We start from the raw sequence: 20,537 nt of genomic DNA, 5'->3' as shown, positions 1-20,537 counted from the left end.
TTTAAATCATTTTGCACTTAGGATGAAGTTGCTTATTCGGGCTAATCAAATTTCGTATCTGGAGTTGCAGAAATTGAAAAGTGCGTAAGGTCAGGTTCTAACTCTTTTTGTGTCCAAGTATTTGTGACATCCACAAAGCCTTTATGCGAATCACCTAAAGATGAGCCGTGACCAGGGAAATGTTTTAAAACAGAGATGATGTGTTCTTTGTTTTGTTCTTCTATCATCACCGCGGCATAAGTTGCTACTTTTTGAGGATTTTTTCCATAAGAGCGTTCAAGCCCAACTATCACGCTGTTTTTAGGGTTGATTGCTAAGTCAACAACTGGTGCGAAGTTGAGGTTTATCCCATTTTTATGGAGCATTTGTGACTGCGTTTGGTAAATCTCGTGTACTGCGTTTAGATTTTGTGTTGCTACTTTTGCCGCTGAGGGGATTTTTACAAAGCCATACTGTGGTTTGAGTCGTGCAACTCTTCCGCCTTCTTGGTCAACTGCGATAAAAAGTGGTTTTTTAGAGTATGTTTGTAAATCTTTTGTAAGTTTTTGTAGCTGCGTTTGAGAAGCAATATTTTTTGTTTTGTTTCTATCTTTAAATTCTCTATCAAATAGTATCACACCACCCAAATCATACTTTTGGATATCTTTTGCTATTTGTGAACTTGCATTTATCTCTTTGGCACTAAAGCCGAGGATAAGCATACGTCCTATCATTTTTTTGAGCTGTGTATCACTAAGTGTTGCTGCGTTTAGGCTGAGAAAAAGGCTTAAAAAGAGTAAAAATATTTTCAAGAGAAATCCTTGTTTATAATAGTATGAATATTGTCTATAGCATGAAAGATAAGTGTTTTTGTTTTTTCTTTTGTGACTTTTTGGGGTTCAAAGTGGTCACTTACGACTTTGAGGATGTGAAAGTTTTTGATGGCAGGATTATGAATGACGGCATCATAAAATCCATAACTTTCCATGTCGGCTATCTTGTGCTGCGTGTTAGAACTCTCTTGATCAAGACAGGTGATACACGCTTTTGTAGTATCAAATACATAGCAAATATCTTCATGGTAAATAGCACCAATCTCAATCAAATCGCCAATGTTGTGCTCTTTTGAAGCAGCGCAGATTCCTATGTTGAGGTAAAAGTCATCATCACTTATGTCAAAGTGGTTGATAAGCGTTTGTGTTGCTAGTCTTGCATTTTGAACACCTAAACCGCTGATGATAAGTTTGATATCTTGATTTTGAAAAAGTGTATAGTTTTGAAGTTTTGATTTTGTGAGTTTGTATTTGTCAACGAAAGCTTGTGCTTCAGGTTTGAGAGCAGTGACTATGTAAAGCATAGTTTTTCTTTTTTATTGTTTTGAGGTGCCTCTCTCCAGATGGCTGCGGCACATGAGAAACTAAGGTGTGCTGCTGTATTCCTACTCTGACACATTATCTTAGCAACCCATTGCACAGGTCTAAAGAGAAGCGATGAAATTATAACTAATTTTCCTTAATCTTCTCTATATTTTGAAATTCCACAGGGTTGATTTGGAGTTGGTGGATGTTCTTTTAGATAGGTTAAGTCTTCAAGCGTTTGTGTCAAAACTCTTTTTTGCTGTAAAATTGGCAACATAAGGTTATCTTTTTCATTGAGTGGGATATCCCAGTTTAAAAGTATTTTTTGTACTTCGTCATCTAGCTCTTTTAGGGCATTTTCTATATGTTTTATTGAATTCATAGATGGAGTATAGCAAAAATTTAGAAATATTTTGGTATAATCGCATTTCCAAAATTTTACGAAAAGGATTATCGATGCCAAAAATGAAATCGGTAAAAGGCGCTGTAAAGCGTTTTAAAGTTAAGAAAAATGGTCAAATTAAACGTGGAACTGCGTTTAGAAGCCATATTCTAACAAAACAAGATGCAAAAACTCGTCGTAAGCAAAATGCTCCAAAAGTAGTTGCTAAAGCGGATGAGAAAAACATTAAGGATATGATTAACTAATTTTAGTTTTTCATAAATCTCCAACTTTAAAGAGTTGGGCAAGCCATCACAGACATGGCACCTCGACTGCTTAAGCGCAGCTGGGTAAAGAAAAAAAAGGAAAGAAATGCCAAGAGTTAAAACAGGTGTTGTTCGTAGAAGAAGACACAAAAAGATATTAAAATTAGCGAAAGGTTTTTACAGCGGTCGTCGTAAACACTTCAGAAAAGCTAAAGAGCAAATAGAACGCTCAATGATGTATGCGTTCCGTGATAGAAAGCAAAAAAAACGTGAATTCCGTAAATTATGGATTATCCGTATCAATGCAGCATGTCGTTTAAACGGAATGAACTATTCAACTTTCATGAATGGTCTTCATAAATCTGGTATCGAACTAGATCGTAAAATTCTTGCTGATATGGCAATGAACGATGCAGCAGCATTTACTGCAGTTGTTGAAGCTTCAAAAGCAGCATTAGCAAAATAGTCATCTGCCTCTTTAATGAGGCATGATTACCCCTCATTTATAAACACTATTTTATTCCGTCCACTCTCTTTAGCTTGATAGAGTGCTTTATCTCCAATTTTATAGAGTATATTTACATTCGTATTTTTATTTGCTTTTGTTGTAAACGCACCACAGCTGATGGTGAGAACTTTTTTATCTAGTTTTGTTTTGAGATGTTCTATCTCCAAAGAGGCAACTGTTTCTAAAAGTGTTGTGAGCCATCTGTGTGTTTGTTCAATATTTTTTGAGTTAATAAGTCCTGCAAACTCTTCTCCTCCGAGTCTAAAAACAAAATCATTTCGTCTGTGCATAAACTCTATAAGGACTTGTGCTACCTTTTGCAGTGCTTCATCTCCTGCTTGGTGACCATAGTAGTCGTTATAATTTTTAAAAAAATCTATATCAATGATAAAAAAGGTAAGGTACTCATTTTCACGTCGTGCGGTGTTGATAATGGAGGGCGTGATTGTTGTAAAGTATCTGCGGTTATACATCTTTGTCAAATCATCTGTAGTCGCTTGTGTATTTAATTTTTTCATGATAACTTTTTCACGCATACGTACTTTTTTTAATTCCTTGTCAGCTTGCTCGCTGATAGACTCCATAAGATAGACAAGAGCTGTAAGAATAGAAGTTGAAAGCATAAGTCTTATGAGATCTGTATAGTTCCAATAACCGTCATTCCAAAGACCTAAACCCTCATAGGCAAGATAGTAAAAATATGAGTAAATTATGATACTTAGCGTGAGACCGATATTTTTTCCATTAGGTAAAATGTTTACAAAAGGTACAAAAATAAGCCAGATAATTCCTAGGTGTGATTGTCCATGATTGGATACAAAAAGTATTAAAAGTATATCTATGATGATGCTTGTAAGTATGGAAGTTCTTTGTATATTGTTATTGCGTTTAAAATCACCTAGGATTTCTAGAGTAAAAACAAAAGCAATAAAATCAAATAGTGCCGTAGTATAGTGATGAAGCGTGATAAGGTTAAAGATAGTTAAAAAAAGCAAAACGAACAATAAAAACAACAGCATAGTATTGAGCAATATTGTCTTTCTATAAGAGACTTTATCAGTAAAAGGAAGATCAGATGTGAGTATCTGTTTGACTTTGCTTTTTATCTGTAGGTTCATATGTATATCTTATCTAAATCATTTTTTGTATTGAATTAAATTAAGTTTGAAGTAAAAATAGAATTGGAGGTGTTCTCCTAGAATTGAACTAAGAGATCACGACTTTGCAAAGTCGCCGCCTTAACACTTGGCTACAACACCATATTTGAAGAGTGGAAGTTTATCTAAAAAATAATTAAATATAACTGTAATTCATTTAAAGAATTTGTCTAATTTTACAAAACTTCCAAGTTCCTAGAAACAAAATTTTATACTTAAAATGTACACTATGCTGATAGGGAGAATTTTTTATCTGGGGAAAAAGTATTATGAAATAGACCCTCTTATACGTATGTTCAGTTTATGCAAGGTTCTGGATTCTGGGATTTTAGTCCTATTATAATATAAGAATTTAATATGATAATATTTTTTTAATTTTCATTATATTACTTTAAGTTATTTTTATGTAGCATACTGAACAGTTATTCAGTCTTAAAAAGAGGAGATATTATGTCAGATAGAATCGAAGGTGTTAAAAAACTTTTTACATCTAAAAGTGCACGTGTTGAAACAAATAGAGGTGATACATATTATGAGCAGCTATTTCAATCATGTGAAGCAAGAATTAAAGAACTTAAAACACAAACACCAAGAGAAAATCGTTTAGATATAGACGATTTACTAGAAAGTCAAGGGGTTGATCGTCGTAGTTTTATGAAATGGGCAAGTGCTGTGACGGGTATGCTTATGTTGCCAGCATCATTTACGCCACTTGTTGCAGATGCAGCACTTCTAATGAATAGAGCCCCAGTTATCTGGATTGAACTTTCAGATTGTGCAGGTAACTCAGAGGCATTACTACGTTCAGATGGACCAAAAATTGATGAAATTCTTTTAGATATTATATCTTTAGAATTCCATGAAACACTACAAGCAGCTTCTGGCCATCAAGCTGAAAAACAGCTAGAAGAGGCAATGCACACATTTAAAGATAAGTATTTACTCTTCGTTGAAGGTGCTATCCCGATGGGGCTAGATGGACAGTTTGGTACTATTGGTGCATATGGAGAAACGATGTATGATCATCTTATGAGAGTATCAAAGCATGCTGCAGCAGTTGTTGCTGTTGGCTCTTGTGCTACATTTGGAGGAGTACCAGCTGCCGCTCCAAATCCTACTAGTGCTGTAGGCGTAATGGACGTTTTAAAAGGGAAGCCACTTATTAATATTCCTGCTTGTCCTGCTAATCCAGCCAATATGGTTGGTGTGATTATTCACTATATTTTAACTGGTCAAGTTCCTGAATTAGATTCGTTACTACGTCCTAAATTTGCATTTGGATATAGAATACATGATAACTGTGAAAGACGTGCACACTTTGATGCGGGTGAGTATGTAGAAGAGTGGGGTGATGAAGGTGCTAAAAACAACTTTTGTCTCTATAAAGTTGGATGTAAAGGTCCAATGACATTTAATAACTGTTCTATTGTTAGATATAACGAGGGTGTAAACTGGCCTATCGGTGTTGGTCGTGGTTGTATTGGTTGTTCTGAACCTGATTTTTGGGATAAATACGCATACGAGCGTCCAATGGCTGATGCAAAAATAAAAGCACCGACTGGTGGTGTTGAGAAAACTGTTGATGAATTTGGTTTGGGGTTATTAACGGCAGCGAGTATTGGTATAGGGATACATGCGGCTGCAAGTGTTATAGCTGGAAAAACTGAGAATAAGGAGTATTAAAATGGCAAAAAAACATATAATAGTAGATCCAATTACAAGAATTGAGGGGCATCTAAGAATAGAAGCTGTAATTGATGAGAACAATACAATTGTAGATGCATATGCATCATCAACGTTATTTCGTGGAATAGAGACAATTCTACAAGGTCGTGACCCTCGTGATGCAGGTCTTTTAGCTATGCGTATTTGTGGTGTTTGTACGGGTACACATTACCAGCGTTCAATTGAGTCAGTGGAAGATGCATTTGATATTACTATTCCAAAAAATGCACGTCTAGTACGTAATCTTATTCAAGGTTCTCTTTATCTACATGACCACTTAGTTCATTTTTATCATCTTCATGCATTAGATTTTGTTGATGTTGTTTCGGCTCTTTCTGCAGATCCTCAAAAAACTTCAGAGGAAGCTGTAAAGTGGGCAAAAGTAGCTGGTACAAACCCTTATATTGAAGGTGCAGGACAGTACAAAGAGATTCAAGATAGAGTTGCTAAGTTTGTTAAACAAGGCCGTTTAGGTATCTTTGGAAATGGTTATTGGGGAAATAAGCACTACAAGCTTACACCAGAACAAAATCTCATCGGTGTTGCTCAATATTTAAAAGCTCTTGATATTCAAAGAGATATGGCAAAAATGCAGGCAATCTTTGGTGGTAAAAATCCACATCCACAATCAATTGTTGTTGGTGGAGTTACTTGTGTACAAGATATTCAAAACCCAGCTCGTATAGCTTTATTTAAAAGTATCTTGAAAGACTGTACTAAGTTTATTAAACAGGCTTATCTTCCTACGGTATATATGGCAGGAACTATGTATGCGGATGAAGCAACAGATGCGACAGCTACATATACTGCACATACAACAGGAAAAGGCGTTGGAGGAACAGGTGGTGGTCTTCTGAATTATATGACATATGGAGATTTTAGATTAGATGATACTGGTTTTTATAAGTCTGCACTTCTTTTCCCATCTGGTGTTGTTTTAAATGGTGACTTAAGTAAAGTTTACCCACTTGATCCAGAGAAGATTAAAGAGGATGTTACGCATTCATGGTATGATGCCGCAGAGCCACAACATCCATATGATGGAACAACTATTCCTAAGTATACAGGGTTAGAGAAAAAAGCAGATGGCATGTCATATCTTAAAACTGATGAAAAATACTCTTGGATTAAATCTCCGATTTATGATGATAAAAGAATGGAAGTTGGACCTCTTGCTCGTATGATAGTCGGTGTTGCCTCCGGACACGAACTCATCACAAAATATGTAACTAAATTTTTAAAACAGGGTAATCTTCCAACTACGGTTCTTTTTAGTACTGTAGGGCGTACAGCAGCACGAGCGATAGAAACTGAACTAATGGCTGATGAGATGATAAAATGGGTTGATGAGTTAGCTGCGAACGCTGCTGCTGGGGATTTAAATACTTGGACAGAGTTTGATTTTGATAAGGTGAGTGTAAGCACGAAAGGTGCAAGTCTTGCAGAAGCACCACGTGGTGCACTTGGTCACTGGGTAAAAGTTGAAGATGGAAAAATCTCTAACTATCAAGCAGTTGTTCCATCTACATGGAATGCAGCGCCTCGAGACTATAAGGGTCGTTTAGGTGCTTATGAGGCTTCTCTGATTGGTACGAAAGTAGCAGATCCTGAGCAACCACTAGAGATCATTAGAACAGTTCACAGTTTTGACCCTTGTATCGCCTGCGCTGTGCATGTTGTAGATAGCAAGGGAAAAGAACTTGGTGTTTATAAGATAGATACTCAATGTAGTATCTAAGGAGAATAGCATGAGTAGTAAAAATGTCGAATATGACGATAAACTAGGACATAAGAGAGTGAGAGTGAGACGTATGACATTTAGTATGCGTCTTATTCACTGGGTAAATGTTTTTTCAATGATAGTTGCAATTATTACTGGTCTCTATATTGCAGATCCATATTATCAAGCTTTCATAGCTGATGATGCAGTAGATAAGTATGTCATGGCTTGGAACCGTTGGGGACATTTTATGGTTGCGATTATATTTGATGTAACCTCAATAATAGTGAGCTACCTGTTTTTCTTTTCACGATTCGAAAAGCATTATTTGAAAATTATACCAACAAAAAAGAATATCATAGAATTTTTTGAAGTAATTTTAAATCTTATAACGTTAAATAGAAGAAAAAAGTTTGATTCATCACACAGTGATAGTTTTAATTCTGTTTACTTTATTATTTTTCATATGTTGCTGGCATGGATGCTTTTTACAGGTCTTCAGCTTTATGTTCATGGTTTAGCATCAGGAGAGAGTAGTATTGGTGTTTGGTGGCCTTGGATGTTACATTTAATTACTGATTGGACTATCCCAGTAAGTGCATGGATGGTAGGAATGGCTGGAAATATTCCTTCAATTATGGATGTAAGAATTGTTCACCATATGAGTATGTGGATTATAATTATTTGGGTAGTATTTCATATATATTATCAAATATGGAGAACAATCTTTTGGCAAGAAGGCGATATCGCCATTGTTGTAGGAGGTAGTAAATTTATGAAAGTAAATGAAGATGGTAATAAAAATATTGACATTTAAATTAAATCATTTTATAGCAAAAAGTTTAAATACTTTTTGCTATGATTATGAAAAAGGTAAGTAATGGCTTTTGTCCTTGAAATTGAACTAATAGCAAAAAAAGAGTATATACGGAATTCTATTGTTAATCTCATTAGAGAGTTTGGTATAAATACACATATAGAAGAAAAAGAAACAAAAATAATATTTGTTTTTGATTCAGAGCATGAAAAATTACAAGAGTGTCTTGAATCAATTGCACAAAAATTACCGGCTTCTATCTTTTTGAAAGATTCAAAAAATTATGAAAGTGAGGAGATTGTAGAGTCTCTTCCTGAAATAAAAAGTGACTGCCCTCTTAATCTTGGACTTTGTCCTAACTGTCAAAAAGAGCTTTTTGATCCTTCATCAAGAAGATACTATTACCCTTTTATCTCTTGTAATAGCTGTGGCGGGAATTATAGTTTTTTGAAAAAGTACCCATATGAAAGAGCAAATACAAGTTTTAAGTTTTTAAGAGCATGCTCAAAATGTGAAGATGAGATGCAGAGTAGTGGTCTGAAAGAGAAGCATTACATCAACTCTTGTCATGAGTGTGCACCTCCTGTTCGTTTAGTAAATAAATCAAGCGAACGTTATGCAAATGATGCTGGTAGTTTTAGAACGATGTTTGAGGTGGCAGCAAAAGCAATAGCTGACGACAAGAAGCTTCTTATGAAAACAACATTCGGTCATAGACTTTTTTATAAAGCTTCACAACTGAATAAAGAGTCTATCATTATGATGATTAATGCTTCAAAAATAACAGACAATCTTTCTCTTATTACAGAAGAGTTTCAAGCACTGCTTTCGATTGAGCGACCTATTTTGAATGTAACACTAAAATCGGAAGAACTTAAAGAACTAACAAAAAATAATACAGGATATGTAAAATACCCAGAAGATGGATTTTCTATACTTCTGTGCGTAGAACTTCAAAAACTTGGATTTGAATATATCGCTTATGAAGAAGCAGATGAATATACTGAAGCTGATATAAAGATGGATTATGATTTAGAAGTAAATTCACAGAAAGATTTAAGAGTTTTCTTAAATAAGGACGTGATGTTTTTAGCTGAGGGAGAAAGAGTTTCTTTTCCGTCTGTAGCATTTGAGTCCAAAAACATACTCAGTGTAGCTCATGATTTTGTTTCTGTCGCATTTAAAGGGAAGACTCTTTTTGATAAAATGGAGAAATTTGACTCTGTTCATGTTGATAAGGCAAATGTTTTAGAGGGGGATGAAGAACTATATCATAGTCAACAACGTATTATTTCTCAAGATGAAGCATCTTTCATGTCAGTGATAGCTGAACACAATCTCTTTTCTAAGAAATGTGTAGGTGCTTATTTCGATGAAGAGCCATCCTTTTTATATTATGATGGGAAAAACAGCATAAGAATTGTACCACCAAAGCCTTTTGATACAACAAACCTTTTACAAAATATGACAGAGTTGAGAGAAGGATCAGATAGACTTGTTGTTAACTTTAAAACTAAAATGCCAGAAGCTTATGCAAAGTTAGAAGCACTGCAAACTAGAGATGATGTAAAACTTTTTGAAGCTACAGCAATTCTTTTAGGACTTGAAGATGAGAGTATGCGAGGTGTCGTCAATGAAGCGATGAAGTTTGTAGGAAAGGGCGGATTACAGATAGATACACATGTAAAAGACAACAGGTTTGATCATATTGCATTTCTTACTAGTATTATATCTTATCAGTTGGCTGATGTGAGTACTGCAATATTAAGTTATTCTATTTTTGAAAGTTTTGGGGATTATTTTAGTGAACTCCTTGGAGAACTTAAAAGTAAAACAAAGGCTACAGAGATAGTTCTTTGTGGTACCCATTTCGCAAATCAGTCTCTTTTCTCAAGAATGCAGAGAAATCTTAAGCAGACACCTCCTCATATGAATATCAATTACCCAATAGGAAAGGAAAATGCTGTTGTTGGCGGACTCTTCCTGTAGGGTAAAAATAGAAATACGCGGAATCGTACAAGGTGTAGGTTTTCGTCCCTTTATCTATAAACTTGCGTCAAAACATAGACTCTCGGGTTTTATTTTCAACAATGGTTCTGGCGTGGTGATAGAAGTCGAGGGACGCAGTGTTGCAATAGAACTTTTTTTAGAAGATGTAACGTTGTTGAGTCCTCCGCTTTCAAGAATTGATTTTATTGGTAAAGAAAAAATTGACTCTCAAGGTTCTATATCTTTTGAGATAAGAGAGTCTGTAAGTAACGGGATGAGTACTTCTATTATGCTTCCAGCTGATCTATCACTTTGTAAAGAATGTCTTGAAGAGTTTAATGATCCGCAAAATCGAAGATATGAATATCCTTTTATAAATTGTACAAATTGTGGACCAAGATATACTATTATTAAAAATTTACCTTATGATAGAAAAAATACTTCTATGAATAAATTTGTCATGTGTAAAGAGTGCAAAGAGGAGTATAATAACCCAAATAACAGAAGATATCATGCTGAACCAATTTCATGTTATAAGTGTGGTCCAAAGCTTCAACTTCTTGAGCCTAATGGAACAGTACAAGTGAATGAGAAAGAAGCATTTACGAGCTTGTGTGATTTAATAAGAAGTGGAGAGATTGTTGCTATTAAAGGACTAGGTGGATTTCATATAGTTTGTGATGCTCGAAATGAAAAAAGTGTATCTTTACTGCGTTTGAAAAAGCATAGACCTTCGAAGCCCCTAGCTGTGATGTTTCAAAATATCAGTGCTATTAAAAGCGTAGCTTCTCTTACGCTAGAAGATGAAAAACTTATTCTTTCTCAAGAGAGACCAATAGTCATTGTGCAGAAAAAATTAAACTCATCTCTCGCTGATTCTATTGCTCCAAATATCGATAGAATAGGTGTATTTCTTCCTTATACACCACTTCATGCACTTCTTTTAAAAAATTTGGACTTTCCTATAGTTGCTACTAGTGCCAATATAAGTGATGAGCCAATGATAAGAGATGCTAAAGAGTTACTCAATAAACTTCCTTTTGTTATACACAGTGTTTTAACTCACGATAGAGAGATTATTAATGCCTGCGATGATAGTGTAGTTCAAGATGTCAATGCATCGTTGGTAATGCTTAGAATGGCAAGGGGTTTCGCTCCTCAGAGTTTTTTCATGCAAAATAAGAGTAAGAAAAAAATTTTAGCACTTGGTGCAAATCAAAAAGCAACGATTGCACTAGCATTTAATAATAACATTGTTCTTTCTCCACATATAGGAGATCTAAATTCCATAGGAGCAGTTGAATACTTCAGTAGAACAGTAGAGACACTAAAGCGAGTTTATAACTTTGAACCTGAGATAATTGTTTGTGATAAGCATCCAAAATACGAAACGACACTTTGGGCAAAAGAGTATATTAAAAATCATACTGGTGTTGAACTTTTACAGGTACAACATCACTATGCTCATGCCCTTGCTTGCATGGCTGAATACTCTTTAGACGAAAAAGTTTTGGCATTTTGTTTTGATGGTACTGGTTATGGCGATGATGCAAGTATATGGGGTGGAGAGGTTTTTGTAGCCGATAAAGTAAACTATAAGAGAGTTTATCATTTCAAAAATTTTGCTCTTCTAGGAGGCGAAAAAGCTGTGAGAGAACCACGAAGAGTTGCTCTTTCGCTCCTTTTTGAATATTTTACATTAGATGAAATATTTATGATGAAATCTGAACTTATAACTTCTTTTAAAAAAAGTGAACTTAAAACATTTTATCAGATGCATCAAAGAGAAATTAACTCTCCGAAATGTTCTTCAGTAGGACGACTGTTTGATGCTGTTTATGCTTTGAGTGGACACCTGAAAATGCTTGCTTATGAAGGTGAAGGTGGTCTTGTTTTAGAGAGTTTATCTGCACTTTCAAAGTCGAAAGAGGTGTATAGCTACTCTTTTCAAGGTAGTGTTATAGAGTATCAAGAGATGATATGTCAAATCTTACAAGAAAGCAATAAAGCAGAAATAGCGAAGAAATTTATCAATACTATTACGAAAATTATCATAGATATAACAATGAAATATCCAGACCTTCCTGTTGTGTTAAGTGGCGGTGTTTTTCAAAATAAGCTTTTAGTATCGCAGGTAATAGAAGAGTTAAAAATTAGAAAAAGAAAGTATTTTATACAGAGTAAAACACCAGTTAATGATGGTGGAATATCATTAGGACAGGTATATCATGCAATATAAGGAAAAAAAATGGATAAAAAAGTAGCACTTATTGGTTCAGGCAATGCCTTTTTTAAAGATGAAGGATTAGGACTCTATGGTGCAAAATATATAAAAGAAAATTACGATTTTTCGCCAACTATAGAGATAGTAGATGGGGGTACTTTAGGATTTAAACTTATGCCATTGTTACAAGAATTTGATGAAGTTATAATTATCAATACTGCTTCAGATGAAACACTTGATATTGGAACTATAAGTATCAAAACAACGGATGAGTTTTTAGATGGTTCACTTATAAAAAAAACTGCAAATGAAGTTGAAATAGCTGAAATGTTACAAATTTGTTCTCTTACTGAAGCTATGGCTGAGACCACAGTGATAAGTATGGTTCCTAAAGACATTATTTCCGTTGAGGTAGCTTTAAGTAGTGAGATTGAAGCACTTTGGATGGAGTACATAGGAGTTACTCTCGACAAACTTAAGTCTCTTGGGATAAAAGTGACAAAGAAAAATAAAGAGTGTACTTTGCAGACAGTATTAGATATTTTTGCAAATCCAAGTATAGAGCATTCAAGAGGCTTTTAACTGAGTGTATTATGTTATAGAGTTCTTGTGTCTATCTATTTCAGCTTCTATATCTATTGATAAATAAGATAAGTAAAGAACTTTTGTCCTGTTTCTGTATAGGAAATTAGTTTTTTTACAATGATTTAAATATAAATATATAATAATCCCACCATGATTAAAAAAACAACAATACTAATAACACTGGCTTATTCGCTTATGGCACATGACATGTGGATAGATAATTCTTCTACTTTACTCTATGGACATATAGACAAAAAAAGCTCTCACGGAGATGAAAGAGAGATTAAGAAGGATGAAATATCTAAGGTGTCTTGTTTGAAAGAAGGAAGGATTTTTGATGTTTCAAATAAGATTATACAAAATGGATGTGATGCACTTTTTGTTTCTCTTAAAAAAGTATATTACACAAAAACTCCCTATGGCACACTCAAGGAGTCAAAAGATAAAGTTAAAATGCCGATTAAAAGTTTTCAAAGTATAGAATCGATTAAGCGAATTTATAACGATAAGGGTGATAAGCTTTTTAAAAATGGACTGGAACTAACATTACTCAACAAGCCATCAGAGATTGAGGAAGGTGATAAAGCAAGGCTTCTTGTTTGCTTTAACGCTAAGCCGCAAAAAGGAGTGACTGTTGCTTATGGCGATAGAGTAATAGGTGTTAGTGATGAGGAAGGGCATGTTAATGTGCGTATTAGAGCATTAGGGTTACAAAATATAAAAGCCTCGTATACCCTTAAAGGAGATGGAGTGAAATGTGATAAAATCATACATTCAACGACGTTAAATATAGAGATAAAAAAATGAGATATATCTTTGTAGTGCTCGCGTTCACATCTTTACTTTTTGCACATAATCTTCATCACTCAATTTCAAGGGCAGAAAGTGTTGTAGTTTCTTTCTCTTTTGCAACAGAAGATGACTTTTCATTTGAGAGTTATGAAGTTTATGCACCAAATAGTAAGGTGCCTTTTGTCGTAGGTAGAACTGATGTGCACTCAAGACTTTCGTTCTTGCCAGATAGAGAGGGAAAGTGGACAGTTAAAGTTTTTTCACAAGATGGGCATGGAAAAATTCTTTCTGTTGATGTAGATAAAAATTTAAAAACAACGCAAGAAACAAAAAGTTCAAATTCAATTCTTAAAGCACTCCTTGGTTTGGTAGTCATTTTTGGATTTTTTGGATTAATTTATTTAAAGAAAAAGGATAAAAAAATTGAAAAAAATTAGTTTATTAACAGTAGCATTAACAACTGCTGCATTTGCACACCACGGGGTTGCTTCATTAAGTATTGCAGGATTAGAAGGACCAGGTGCACCACTAGAGACAACAAGTACAGCGACACTTCCTGAGGGAAAAATGCTTGCATATGCAAAAATTGAAGACGCTTCATATACAAAATATACATCAGCGGTAGATGATGAGATAGATAGAACGACTTACCTTATGTATGGGTTTGGGTATGGAATTACGCCTTATCTTAGTGCCTATGCGTTCTTGCCTTACTATACAAAAAAGCGTGAAGATGACATAGGAAGTAGTGGTTTTCATGATATAAAATTGATGATGGCACTTGGGTTTAAATATGATGATGGACTTATGCTCAACCCAAAAACTGAGTCACTTGATGATATGGAAGATTGGCATTATACAACATATGTTAACGTAAGTCTACCAACGGGAGAAGGAGAGGTGACGTTTCCTAGCCAGAGCATAGATTTTGACCCATTTCTTCAGTTAACATTTGGTGCACCCTCTTTTATGCTCGGTTTTAGTGCTACAAAATGGTATGGTGATGCAGTGACTCTCTCTTTTGACACTTCTTATAATACTTTTCTAGAGCATACATATAGTAATAATGTCCGTATAAAGTTTGCGGATGAGATGCGTGCTTCGGGAGCTTTTACCTATAAACTCTACACAAACCAAAAATCAAAATTTCGTCTTGATGCGGATCTTGAAGCAAATTATCTTAAGATTGGGAGAGATAAGGAAAATGGTGTAGAGCAAATTGCAACAGGGGGTGAAATTCTCTATTCAACTTTAGGAATGCGTCTATTTTATAAGACTATCAGTATTGGTGCAGGTGTAAAAATACCAACATGGACAAATCTGAATGAAGACTCACTTCAGCAGGGTGCAGAGGGTAAAGAAAAGTATAGAGCTATATTTACATTCTCTACACTTTTTTAGGGTTTTGTAGTGCATATACCTGATGGTTTTATTTCACCGCAGACATATATTCCTGCTACAGCTATAAGTGCAGTGCTTTTGGCACGTGCTTATAAAAAAATAGATTTAGATGTAGAAAAAGTACCTTTCATTGCAGGTGTCAGTGCTTTGTCTTTTGTGATGATGCTCATAGTTATACCTTTTCCTGGAGGTACAACTATGCATTTGAGTGGAGTGGCTATTATATCCCTTCTTTTTGGTCCTTGGGTCTCTTTTAGTGCTATTTCTTTAGTTTTACTTATTCAAGCTCTTATTTTTGGAGAGGGAGGGATTACATCGTATCCTGTTAATATTCTTGCCATTGCTTTTGTAGGGAGTTTTAGCGCGCACTATGCTTACAAGATTCTATTGAGATTTTCACAAAATATAGCACTTTTTTTTGCTGGATGGGCGAGTATTTTTTTCTCTTCCGCTCTTGTCGCTCTTGTTCTTGGCATACAGCCGATTATTGCTTCTGTAGGTGAAACACCTCTGTATTTTCCTTTTGGATTGAGTGTAACTATTCCCTCTGTAGTTATTCCCCACATTTTTTTAGGTATAGTGGAGGGACTTGTTACGCTTAGTGGAGTAAAATTTCTCAAAAAACAGTTCAAAAGTGTTTTTGATGCATGATAGAACTTGGTTTATCCTTTATATTTTTACAGTTGTAGCCCTTGGGTTTATACATAAGGAGTGGGTCATGCTCCTTAGTATCATTATCACCCTCGCACTCGCGTCAAAGGCAAGGTGGAAAATACTTTTAAAAGTATTTATTGTTATTGGTCTTTTTAATTTTACAATTTCACTCTCATATATAGCTTATAGTTTCTTTGTGCCTGTAGATATTTTTGCACTCCTACTTATCAACTTGAGAGCTTTTGCTATAACACTTCTTACTTTTACGGTACTACATCGGATAAATCTCCATAAAGTATTTGAATTTAGTCCTCTTTTGTCTATTTTATATGGTTTTACCTATGCACAGATTTACTTACTTAAAAATATGTTGTATGATTACTATGATGGATTGAAGAGTCGAGGGGCTACACTCAAAAGTAGTATCAAAAAGAAAAATCTTCAACCACTACTAACTAGTCTTTTTACTACCATGCTTGATAAATCGAGCCAACAGAGTATGGGACTGCGTTCACGAGGATTAATAGATGATTGAGTGTAAAAATATATCGTACAGTTATCAAGACTTTCAACTTAATGAGATTAAAGTTTTAGAAGATATAAGTTTTCAGATTGAGAAAAATGAAAAAGTACTACTCCTTGGCATAAATGGTTCAGGAAAATCAACGCTCCTTAAACTTTTAAATGGACTCATTTATCCCAAAAAGGGGGAGTATCTTTTTGAGAAAAATCTTGTAAATAAATCCTATCTTAAAAAAAACTCAAAAACATTTAGAAAAAATGTTTCCCTGCAAATGCAAGACCCTTCTGCTATGCTTTTTAACCCAACTGTTTATGATGAAATAGCATTTGGACTCAAACATTTTGGATTTGACAACATAGAAGATAGAGTTCACCATTATGCTAAAACATTCTCCATCGAGTCTATTTTAAACTCTGCCACAACTGCCCTGAGTGGGGGACAAAAACAAAAAGTCCTTTTAGCTTCACTCCTTTGTATAGAGCCTGAAGTATTACTCCTTGATGAGCCAACAGCACACCTAGACCCACCTACAACGGGTTGGCTCGTGGAGTTTTTAGAGAGCTTAGATATAACAGCCATAGTCTCAACACACAATATAAGTCTAGGCAGAGAACTAGCACAAAGAGCCATAGTGATAGGAGCAAATCACAAAATAGTCTTTGATGGGGCTATAGATGCACTCCTTGAAGATATGCCAACCCTTATAAAAGCACAACTTGTCCACCAGCACAAACATGCACACGATAAGGTAGAGCATAAACACTACCATTTGCATAGCTGGAATTAAAAATCTATTTTTACATTGCAAGAGTCAATTTTTGTTGACTATGCAGATAGAGTGTTACGCTAGTATCCTACTAGGATTTTTAAATTTTTCTATTATATCTTGCACAGAGGTCTCATTAGTTTTCTTTGTAACTATAATCCCCTCTTTTTTTATAATTTTTACAAGAGTTTCTATATAAATATCAAATTTTTGATACATTAAATCACTTAAGCCTATTTCAACATTAATAATATCAGGAATAATACCAAGTACGCTTGATTTTGGAATTGGTTTATCCATAAGTTCTAGTATGTCAAAACACTGTAGCACTCCTATCTCATGTGCCCCACCAGAATTCAGACCATAACCTGTTAGTTCTTGAGATGGAATATGATAAATACTACCTTTTTCATCATCTATCTCAATGGCATCAAGAATGATAATATGTTCATATTCCATAAAAAGATTTAAAAGGTTTATACCTTCTACTCCACCATTTATAATCGTGAGTGCAGGAGAAAAAGTATAATTTTTTTCTAAATAAGATGTTGCATAGATAGCTATTCCATCATCTTTTTCGAGTATGTTTCCAACACCTAGGATAGCGATTTTATTCATGAGATTAAGCCTTAAAATAGTTTTTTATAAGCAGGTCGATAGCTTCTGATTGTGTATGATTATATTTAAATTCATACTCTTTTAAGTAGTATATAAAAGATTCTCTTGATACACCTTTATAATGGAGTATCTGAGTCTCAAAATATTTCCAAAATTTGACAATATTGTTGTGATAACTTGAAACTTTTATAATTCTTCTGTCACGTTTAAACTTATTGAACTCACTTATATAGGTGTCTTCAAGAGAATCTTCTATAAATTGTTCTTTATAATGGTAAAGCGAGGGCATGAGTAAAGTGTATATATGATTGTTATAATCAAATGTTAAAAAATTGTGTGCGTCAAAAACAGAATCTTTTTGCTTTATTTTTGCTTTTTCAAGATAAAAATATTCTTCATATTCACATTGATTAGACCTAAGGTTTTCATATTGGCTCTCACAAATAGTTGCACATATAATGCGAAATTCTTTGTAGTATTTTTGAACAGATACATATGAGTAGAAGCTTCTCTTCGCTATATGAAAAGCACTTTCATTATTTATAAAAGCATAGATGAGAGTTATTACCCTGTTAATTTTTTGTATTGAATTTTTTTTGTAGCATACAGAGCATTTAACTCTTTTATCCGAAAGGGTATAAACTAAATTATCACAATAGAGGCACTTCGTAGTCCATTTCATCATTTAAGTCCGTTTTTAAAGAAATAACGTAGTAAGTTTGCTTTGAATTAAACGAAGGAATATAAAATTATTACACACTACATTATTTTGTTACATCATCAGCTATGAATGAACATTTGCATATTATATAAAGGTGTCTTACATAGACATTAATAATGAGTATTTGTTTTAAAAATATTGTTTAAGAATAGGCTTAGATATAAAAAAATATAATATTAACAAATAATTCATTGAAAAGAGGTTGCATGAAAATTGAGATGTCACGGAGAAAGTTTCTTCAAGGTTCTGTTGCCTTAACTGTTGTTGGGGGAAGCGCAAGTATCACCTCTACGCTTTTTGCAAAAATTAAAAAAATTCCAGATAATAGAGTAGTTGCGACGGTATGTGAGATGTGTGTGAATAAATGTACAGCTTTAGCAAAAATTGAAGATGGAATTTTAAAAAAATTAAATCCTAATCCTCTTTTTCCAAAATCAAAAAATATGCTTTGTGCCCGTGGTGATGCTGGAATACACGCTCTTTATGATTCTGATAGACTAAAATACCCAATGATAAGAATAGGTGAAAAAGGTTCAGGAAAGTTTAAACGTGTGACATGGGACGAGGCTTATGAAGCTATCCTTAATGGCACGGATAAATTTAAAGGGATAATACAAATACTTGATGAAGAGAGAGACAATCGTTCAACCTTAGGCTATTGTGCTGGTGAGGGGATGGGTGAGCATACTTTTAAACAGTTTATGGGAGAGCTAGTAGGTTCAAATAATTTTGTAAATCACTCCTCCATTTGCTTAAAAACGACTATTGCAGGTTATGCTCTTACCCTTGGTTCTTACGGTAAAGCAGATATGCAAAACGCGTCCTATGTCATTATGGCAGGGGCAAATCGAGCAGAGGCTATACTGACACCTGATACTATGGATATGTTTAAGCGAACTCGTGGAAGAGGTCTTAAACTGATAGTGCTTGACCCTCGTTATACAAATACAGCACAGCATGCTGATAAATGGCTAGGTATTAAGGTGGGTACAGATTTAGCCTTTGTTTTAGCGCTTACCTATGTTGTTATGAAAGAGACACTCTATAACAAAACTTTTGTAGAAAACAATATGAATAACTTTGATGCGTATAAAAAACACATTTTGGAAAATAACTATACTCCAGAGTGGGCAGAGCAGATCACGGGTATAAATGCTCAAGAGATTAAAACTATTGCTCGAGATTTTATGGCTCATGCTCCCAAGGCAATTTACTACCAAGGTCGTCGCACTGCTTGGAGTTTACAAGATTTTCAGCTTCGCCGTGCCCAGGCAATATTTTCAGCATTAGGTGGAGGTGTCGATGTCAAAGGTGGTATAGTCTTTGGAAAAAAACTTCCCCTTGAATGGCAAAGTATAAATGCCCCAGAGTATCCAAATGCCAAAGCAAGGGTAGATAAATCAACGGCAAAGTTTATAGGTCCAAATGGTTCATGGATAGGCTTTAGAAATCTCGTCGCTGAGAAAAAAACACCCTATCCTTTACGTGCGATGTTCTCTTATAAACAAAATCCTATGCAGGCAATTCCTAATGTTGCAAAGACAAAACAAATGTTTGAAAATTTAGACCTAGCAGTGACTATAGATACGATGCCGAGTGATACTGTAATGATGTCAGATGTCGTGCTCCCCGAGTGTACCTATCTCGAGCGTGAAGATCCTGTGAAGTCATTTTCAGGTGTTGAACCAGCAATAGTATTACGAAATAAAGTACTAGATCCTATGTATGAAAGTAAATCTCTTTTTGACATTTTAAAAGGTTTGAGCAAAAAGATAGAAAAACCATTGTTTAAAATTTCTGCAAAATATAATGCAGATCTTTTAGATGATATTGAAGATTATGGATTTAAAGAGACCTTTGAAGAAAACTACTTTAATATTTCATCTGCTTATGCCTCATCGCAAGAAGAGATTAGCAGAGAAAGAGTGCTTGAATATTATGATGAAAAAGCCTATCAAACACTCAAAGAAAAAGGTGTTTTTTACCCGCATATGGATAAGTACTTTAAAAAATTATCTGAGAATGAATATGAATACTATCCTGAAGATAAAAAGTACTATACAGCAGGAGCTAAGAGACTCGATTCACAAGATACCTGTATAGATGAGAAAGAGATGGCATCTTTAAAGAAAACTTTCCGTACAAAATCTACAAAAGTCGAATGTTATTTGGAAGCGATGAGAGATAAAGGGGTTGATCCAATGCCTCAGTGGAGGGATGAACTCTATAAAGAAGCACCGAAGGGAAAATTTAAATTTGTATCAGGCCGACATGCCTTGCAAACGCAGAACTCCACTGCAAATAACATTATGCTCTTAGATATGATGAGAGAAAATTATCTCTGGATAAATA

At 34.6% G+C, this 20,537-nt stretch carries 20 protein-coding genes, 1 tRNA gene and 1 other RNA gene; 15 read left to right on the top strand and 7 right to left on the bottom strand.

What is annotated here, in order from left to right:
• Positions 1–41: 41 nt before the first annotated feature.
• The 4 genes from MV052_RS01775 to MV052_RS01760 form a co-directional block, all read right to left on the bottom strand.
• Positions 42–791: a glycoside hydrolase family 3 N-terminal domain-containing protein gene (locus MV052_RS01775; RefSeq protein WP_297440391.1), complete on the bottom strand. Its 750-nt coding sequence runs from the start codon at positions 789–791 to the stop codon at positions 42–44.
• A complete protein-coding gene (locus MV052_RS01770) occupies positions 788–1,336 on the bottom strand; it encodes a hypothetical protein (RefSeq protein WP_297440389.1) in 549 nt (182 codons plus the stop codon). Before MV052_RS01770 ends, MV052_RS01775 begins: the two co-directional genes overlap by 4 nt.
• 29 nt (positions 1,337–1,365) lie before the next feature.
• Positions 1,366–1,463, bottom strand: an RNA gene (gene ffs, locus MV052_RS01765) — signal recognition particle sRNA small type.
• A 28-nt stretch (positions 1,464–1,491) separates the two neighbouring features.
• Complete coding sequence (locus tag MV052_RS01760) at positions 1,492–1,719, bottom strand: hypothetical protein (protein WP_297440387.1); 228 nt, start codon at positions 1,717–1,719, stop codon at positions 1,492–1,494.
• A gap of 74 nt (positions 1,720–1,793) precedes the next feature.
• Here MV052_RS01760 and rpmI point away from each other — a divergent pair, with 74 nt between their 5' ends.
• Both rpmI and rplT read left to right on the top strand, forming a co-directional pair.
• On the top strand, positions 1,794–1,985 hold the full coding sequence (rpmI, locus tag MV052_RS01755) for a 50S ribosomal protein L35 (protein WP_297440384.1): 192 nt from the start codon (positions 1,794–1,796) through the stop codon (positions 1,983–1,985).
• A gap of 106 nt (positions 1,986–2,091) precedes the next feature.
• Positions 2,092–2,451: a 50S ribosomal protein L20 gene (rplT, locus tag MV052_RS01750; RefSeq protein ID WP_297440382.1), complete on the top strand. Its 360-nt coding sequence runs from the start codon at positions 2,092–2,094 to the stop codon at positions 2,449–2,451.
• Between the two features lie 26 nt (positions 2,452–2,477).
• Here rplT and MV052_RS01745 read toward each other — a convergent pair whose 3' ends face one another.
• Positions 2,478–3,611, bottom strand: coding sequence for a GGDEF domain-containing protein (locus MV052_RS01745; RefSeq protein ID WP_297440380.1), 1,134 nt, complete (start codon positions 3,609–3,611; stop codon positions 2,478–2,480).
• 64 nt (positions 3,612–3,675) lie between these two features.
• Positions 3,676–3,752: transfer RNA gene (locus MV052_RS01740), tRNA-OTHER, on the bottom strand.
• 348 nt (positions 3,753–4,100) lie between these two features.
• Here MV052_RS01740 and MV052_RS01735 point away from each other — a divergent pair.
• From MV052_RS01735 to MV052_RS01680, 12 genes are all read left to right on the top strand, one after another.
• The gene (locus MV052_RS01735; protein WP_297440378.1) at positions 4,101–5,333 is read left to right on the top strand and encodes a hydrogenase small subunit; all 1,233 of its coding nucleotides are present in this window, start codon (positions 4,101–4,103) and stop codon (positions 5,331–5,333) included.
• Position 5,334: 1 nt separating this feature from the next.
• Positions 5,335–7,113 (top strand): nickel-dependent hydrogenase large subunit, encoded by a 1,779-nt coding sequence (locus MV052_RS01730; protein WP_297440376.1) that lies wholly within the window; start codon positions 5,335–5,337, stop codon positions 7,111–7,113.
• 73 nt (positions 7,114–7,186) lie between these two features.
• A complete protein-coding gene (locus tag MV052_RS01725; protein WP_297440393.1) occupies positions 7,187–7,912 on the top strand; it encodes a cytochrome b/b6 domain-containing protein in 726 nt (241 codons plus the stop codon).
• A 63-nt stretch (positions 7,913–7,975) separates the two neighbouring features.
• On the top strand, positions 7,976–9,901 hold the full coding sequence (locus MV052_RS01720; protein WP_297440374.1) for a hypothetical protein: 1,926 nt from the start codon (positions 7,976–7,978) through the stop codon (positions 9,899–9,901).
• On the top strand, positions 9,882–12,140 hold the full coding sequence (gene hypF / locus MV052_RS01715; RefSeq protein WP_297440372.1) for a carbamoyltransferase HypF: 2,259 nt from the start codon (positions 9,882–9,884) through the stop codon (positions 12,138–12,140). The genes MV052_RS01720 and hypF overlap by 20 nt, the downstream gene beginning before the upstream one ends.
• A gap of 9 nt (positions 12,141–12,149) precedes the next feature.
• A complete protein-coding gene (locus MV052_RS01710) occupies positions 12,150–12,707 on the top strand; it encodes a hydrogenase maturation protease (protein ID WP_297440370.1) in 558 nt (185 codons plus the stop codon).
• Positions 12,708–12,860: 153 nt separating this feature from the next.
• Complete coding sequence (locus tag MV052_RS01705) at positions 12,861–13,517, top strand: hypothetical protein (protein ID WP_297440368.1); 657 nt, start codon at positions 12,861–12,863, stop codon at positions 13,515–13,517.
• Entirely contained in the window at positions 13,514–13,939 is a 426-nt protein-coding gene (locus MV052_RS01700) for a hypothetical protein (RefSeq protein ID WP_297440366.1), read from the top strand. Before MV052_RS01705 ends, MV052_RS01700 begins: the two co-directional genes overlap by 4 nt.
• Positions 13,926–14,903, top strand: coding sequence for a transporter (locus MV052_RS01695; protein ID WP_297440364.1), 978 nt, complete (start codon positions 13,926–13,928; stop codon positions 14,901–14,903). The genes MV052_RS01700 and MV052_RS01695 overlap by 14 nt, the downstream gene beginning before the upstream one ends.
• 9 nt (positions 14,904–14,912) lie before the next feature.
• Positions 14,913–15,554, top strand: a complete 642-nt coding sequence (locus MV052_RS01690; RefSeq protein WP_297440362.1) for an energy-coupling factor ABC transporter permease — start codon at positions 14,913–14,915, stop codon at positions 15,552–15,554.
• Positions 15,547–16,092, top strand: coding sequence for a hypothetical protein (locus tag MV052_RS01685; protein WP_297440360.1), 546 nt, complete (start codon positions 15,547–15,549; stop codon positions 16,090–16,092). Before MV052_RS01690 ends, MV052_RS01685 begins: the two co-directional genes overlap by 8 nt.
• Positions 16,085–16,867 carry an ABC transporter ATP-binding protein gene (locus MV052_RS01680; protein WP_297440358.1) on the top strand — a complete coding sequence of 261 codons (783 nt, stop codon included), beginning with the start codon at positions 16,085–16,087 and terminating at the stop codon, positions 16,865–16,867. Before MV052_RS01685 ends, MV052_RS01680 begins: the two co-directional genes overlap by 8 nt.
• Positions 16,868–16,921: 54 nt before the next feature.
• Here the strand turns inward: MV052_RS01680 and MV052_RS01675 are convergent, their stop codons facing one another.
• Positions 16,922–17,464 (bottom strand): hydrogenase maturation protease, encoded by a 543-nt coding sequence (locus tag MV052_RS01675; RefSeq protein WP_297440356.1) that lies wholly within the window; start codon positions 17,462–17,464, stop codon positions 16,922–16,924.
• A 927-nt stretch (positions 17,465–18,391) separates the two neighbouring features.
• Here MV052_RS01675 and MV052_RS01670 point away from each other — a divergent pair.
• On the top strand, positions 18,392–20,537 hold a 2,146-nt coding region (locus tag MV052_RS01670; RefSeq protein WP_297440354.1), incomplete at its 3' end, for a molybdopterin-dependent oxidoreductase.

Source organism: Sulfurimonas sp., assembly GCF_026988655.1.
Classification (GTDB): Bacteria; Campylobacterota; Campylobacteria; order Campylobacterales; family Sulfurimonadaceae; genus Sulfurimonas.
Note: the sequence above shows the minus strand (reverse complement) of the source record. Positions and strands in the feature narration are given on the sequence as shown.

Excerpts from the sequence above, each read along its gene's own strand:
- MV052_RS01725 (WP_297440393.1), top strand. The coding sequence starts at position 7,187 with ATGACATTTAGTATGCGTCTTATTCACTGGGTAAATGTTTTTTCAATG.
- MV052_RS01675 (WP_297440356.1), bottom strand. The coding sequence starts at position 17,464 with ATGAATAAAATCGCTATCCTAGGTGTTGGAAACATACTCGAAAAAGAT.
- MV052_RS01745 (WP_297440380.1), bottom strand. The coding sequence starts at position 3,611 with ATGAACCTACAGATAAAAAGCAAAGTCAAACAGATACTCACATCTGAT.
- MV052_RS01720 (WP_297440374.1), top strand. The coding sequence starts at position 7,976 with ATGGCTTTTGTCCTTGAAATTGAACTAATAGCAAAAAAAGAGTATATA.
- MV052_RS01700 (WP_297440366.1), top strand. The coding sequence starts at position 13,514 with ATGAGATATATCTTTGTAGTGCTCGCGTTCACATCTTTACTTTTTGCA.
- MV052_RS01680 (WP_297440358.1), top strand. The coding sequence starts at position 16,085 with ATGATTGAGTGTAAAAATATATCGTACAGTTATCAAGACTTTCAACTT.
- MV052_RS01705 (WP_297440368.1), top strand. The coding sequence starts at position 12,861 with ATGATTAAAAAAACAACAATACTAATAACACTGGCTTATTCGCTTATG.
- rplT (WP_297440382.1), top strand. The coding sequence starts at position 2,092 with ATGCCAAGAGTTAAAACAGGTGTTGTTCGTAGAAGAAGACACAAAAAG.
- MV052_RS01735 (WP_297440378.1), top strand. The coding sequence starts at position 4,101 with ATGTCAGATAGAATCGAAGGTGTTAAAAAACTTTTTACATCTAAAAGT.
- MV052_RS01760 (WP_297440387.1), bottom strand. The coding sequence starts at position 1,719 with ATGAATTCAATAAAACATATAGAAAATGCCCTAAAAGAGCTAGATGAC.
- MV052_RS01710 (WP_297440370.1), top strand. The coding sequence starts at position 12,150 with ATGGATAAAAAAGTAGCACTTATTGGTTCAGGCAATGCCTTTTTTAAA.
- MV052_RS01685 (WP_297440360.1), top strand. The coding sequence starts at position 15,547 with ATGCATGATAGAACTTGGTTTATCCTTTATATTTTTACAGTTGTAGCC.
- rpmI (WP_297440384.1), top strand. The coding sequence starts at position 1,794 with ATGCCAAAAATGAAATCGGTAAAAGGCGCTGTAAAGCGTTTTAAAGTT.
- MV052_RS01770 (WP_297440389.1), bottom strand. The coding sequence starts at position 1,336 with ATGCTTTACATAGTCACTGCTCTCAAACCTGAAGCACAAGCTTTCGTT.
- MV052_RS01730 (WP_297440376.1), top strand. The coding sequence starts at position 5,335 with ATGGCAAAAAAACATATAATAGTAGATCCAATTACAAGAATTGAGGGG.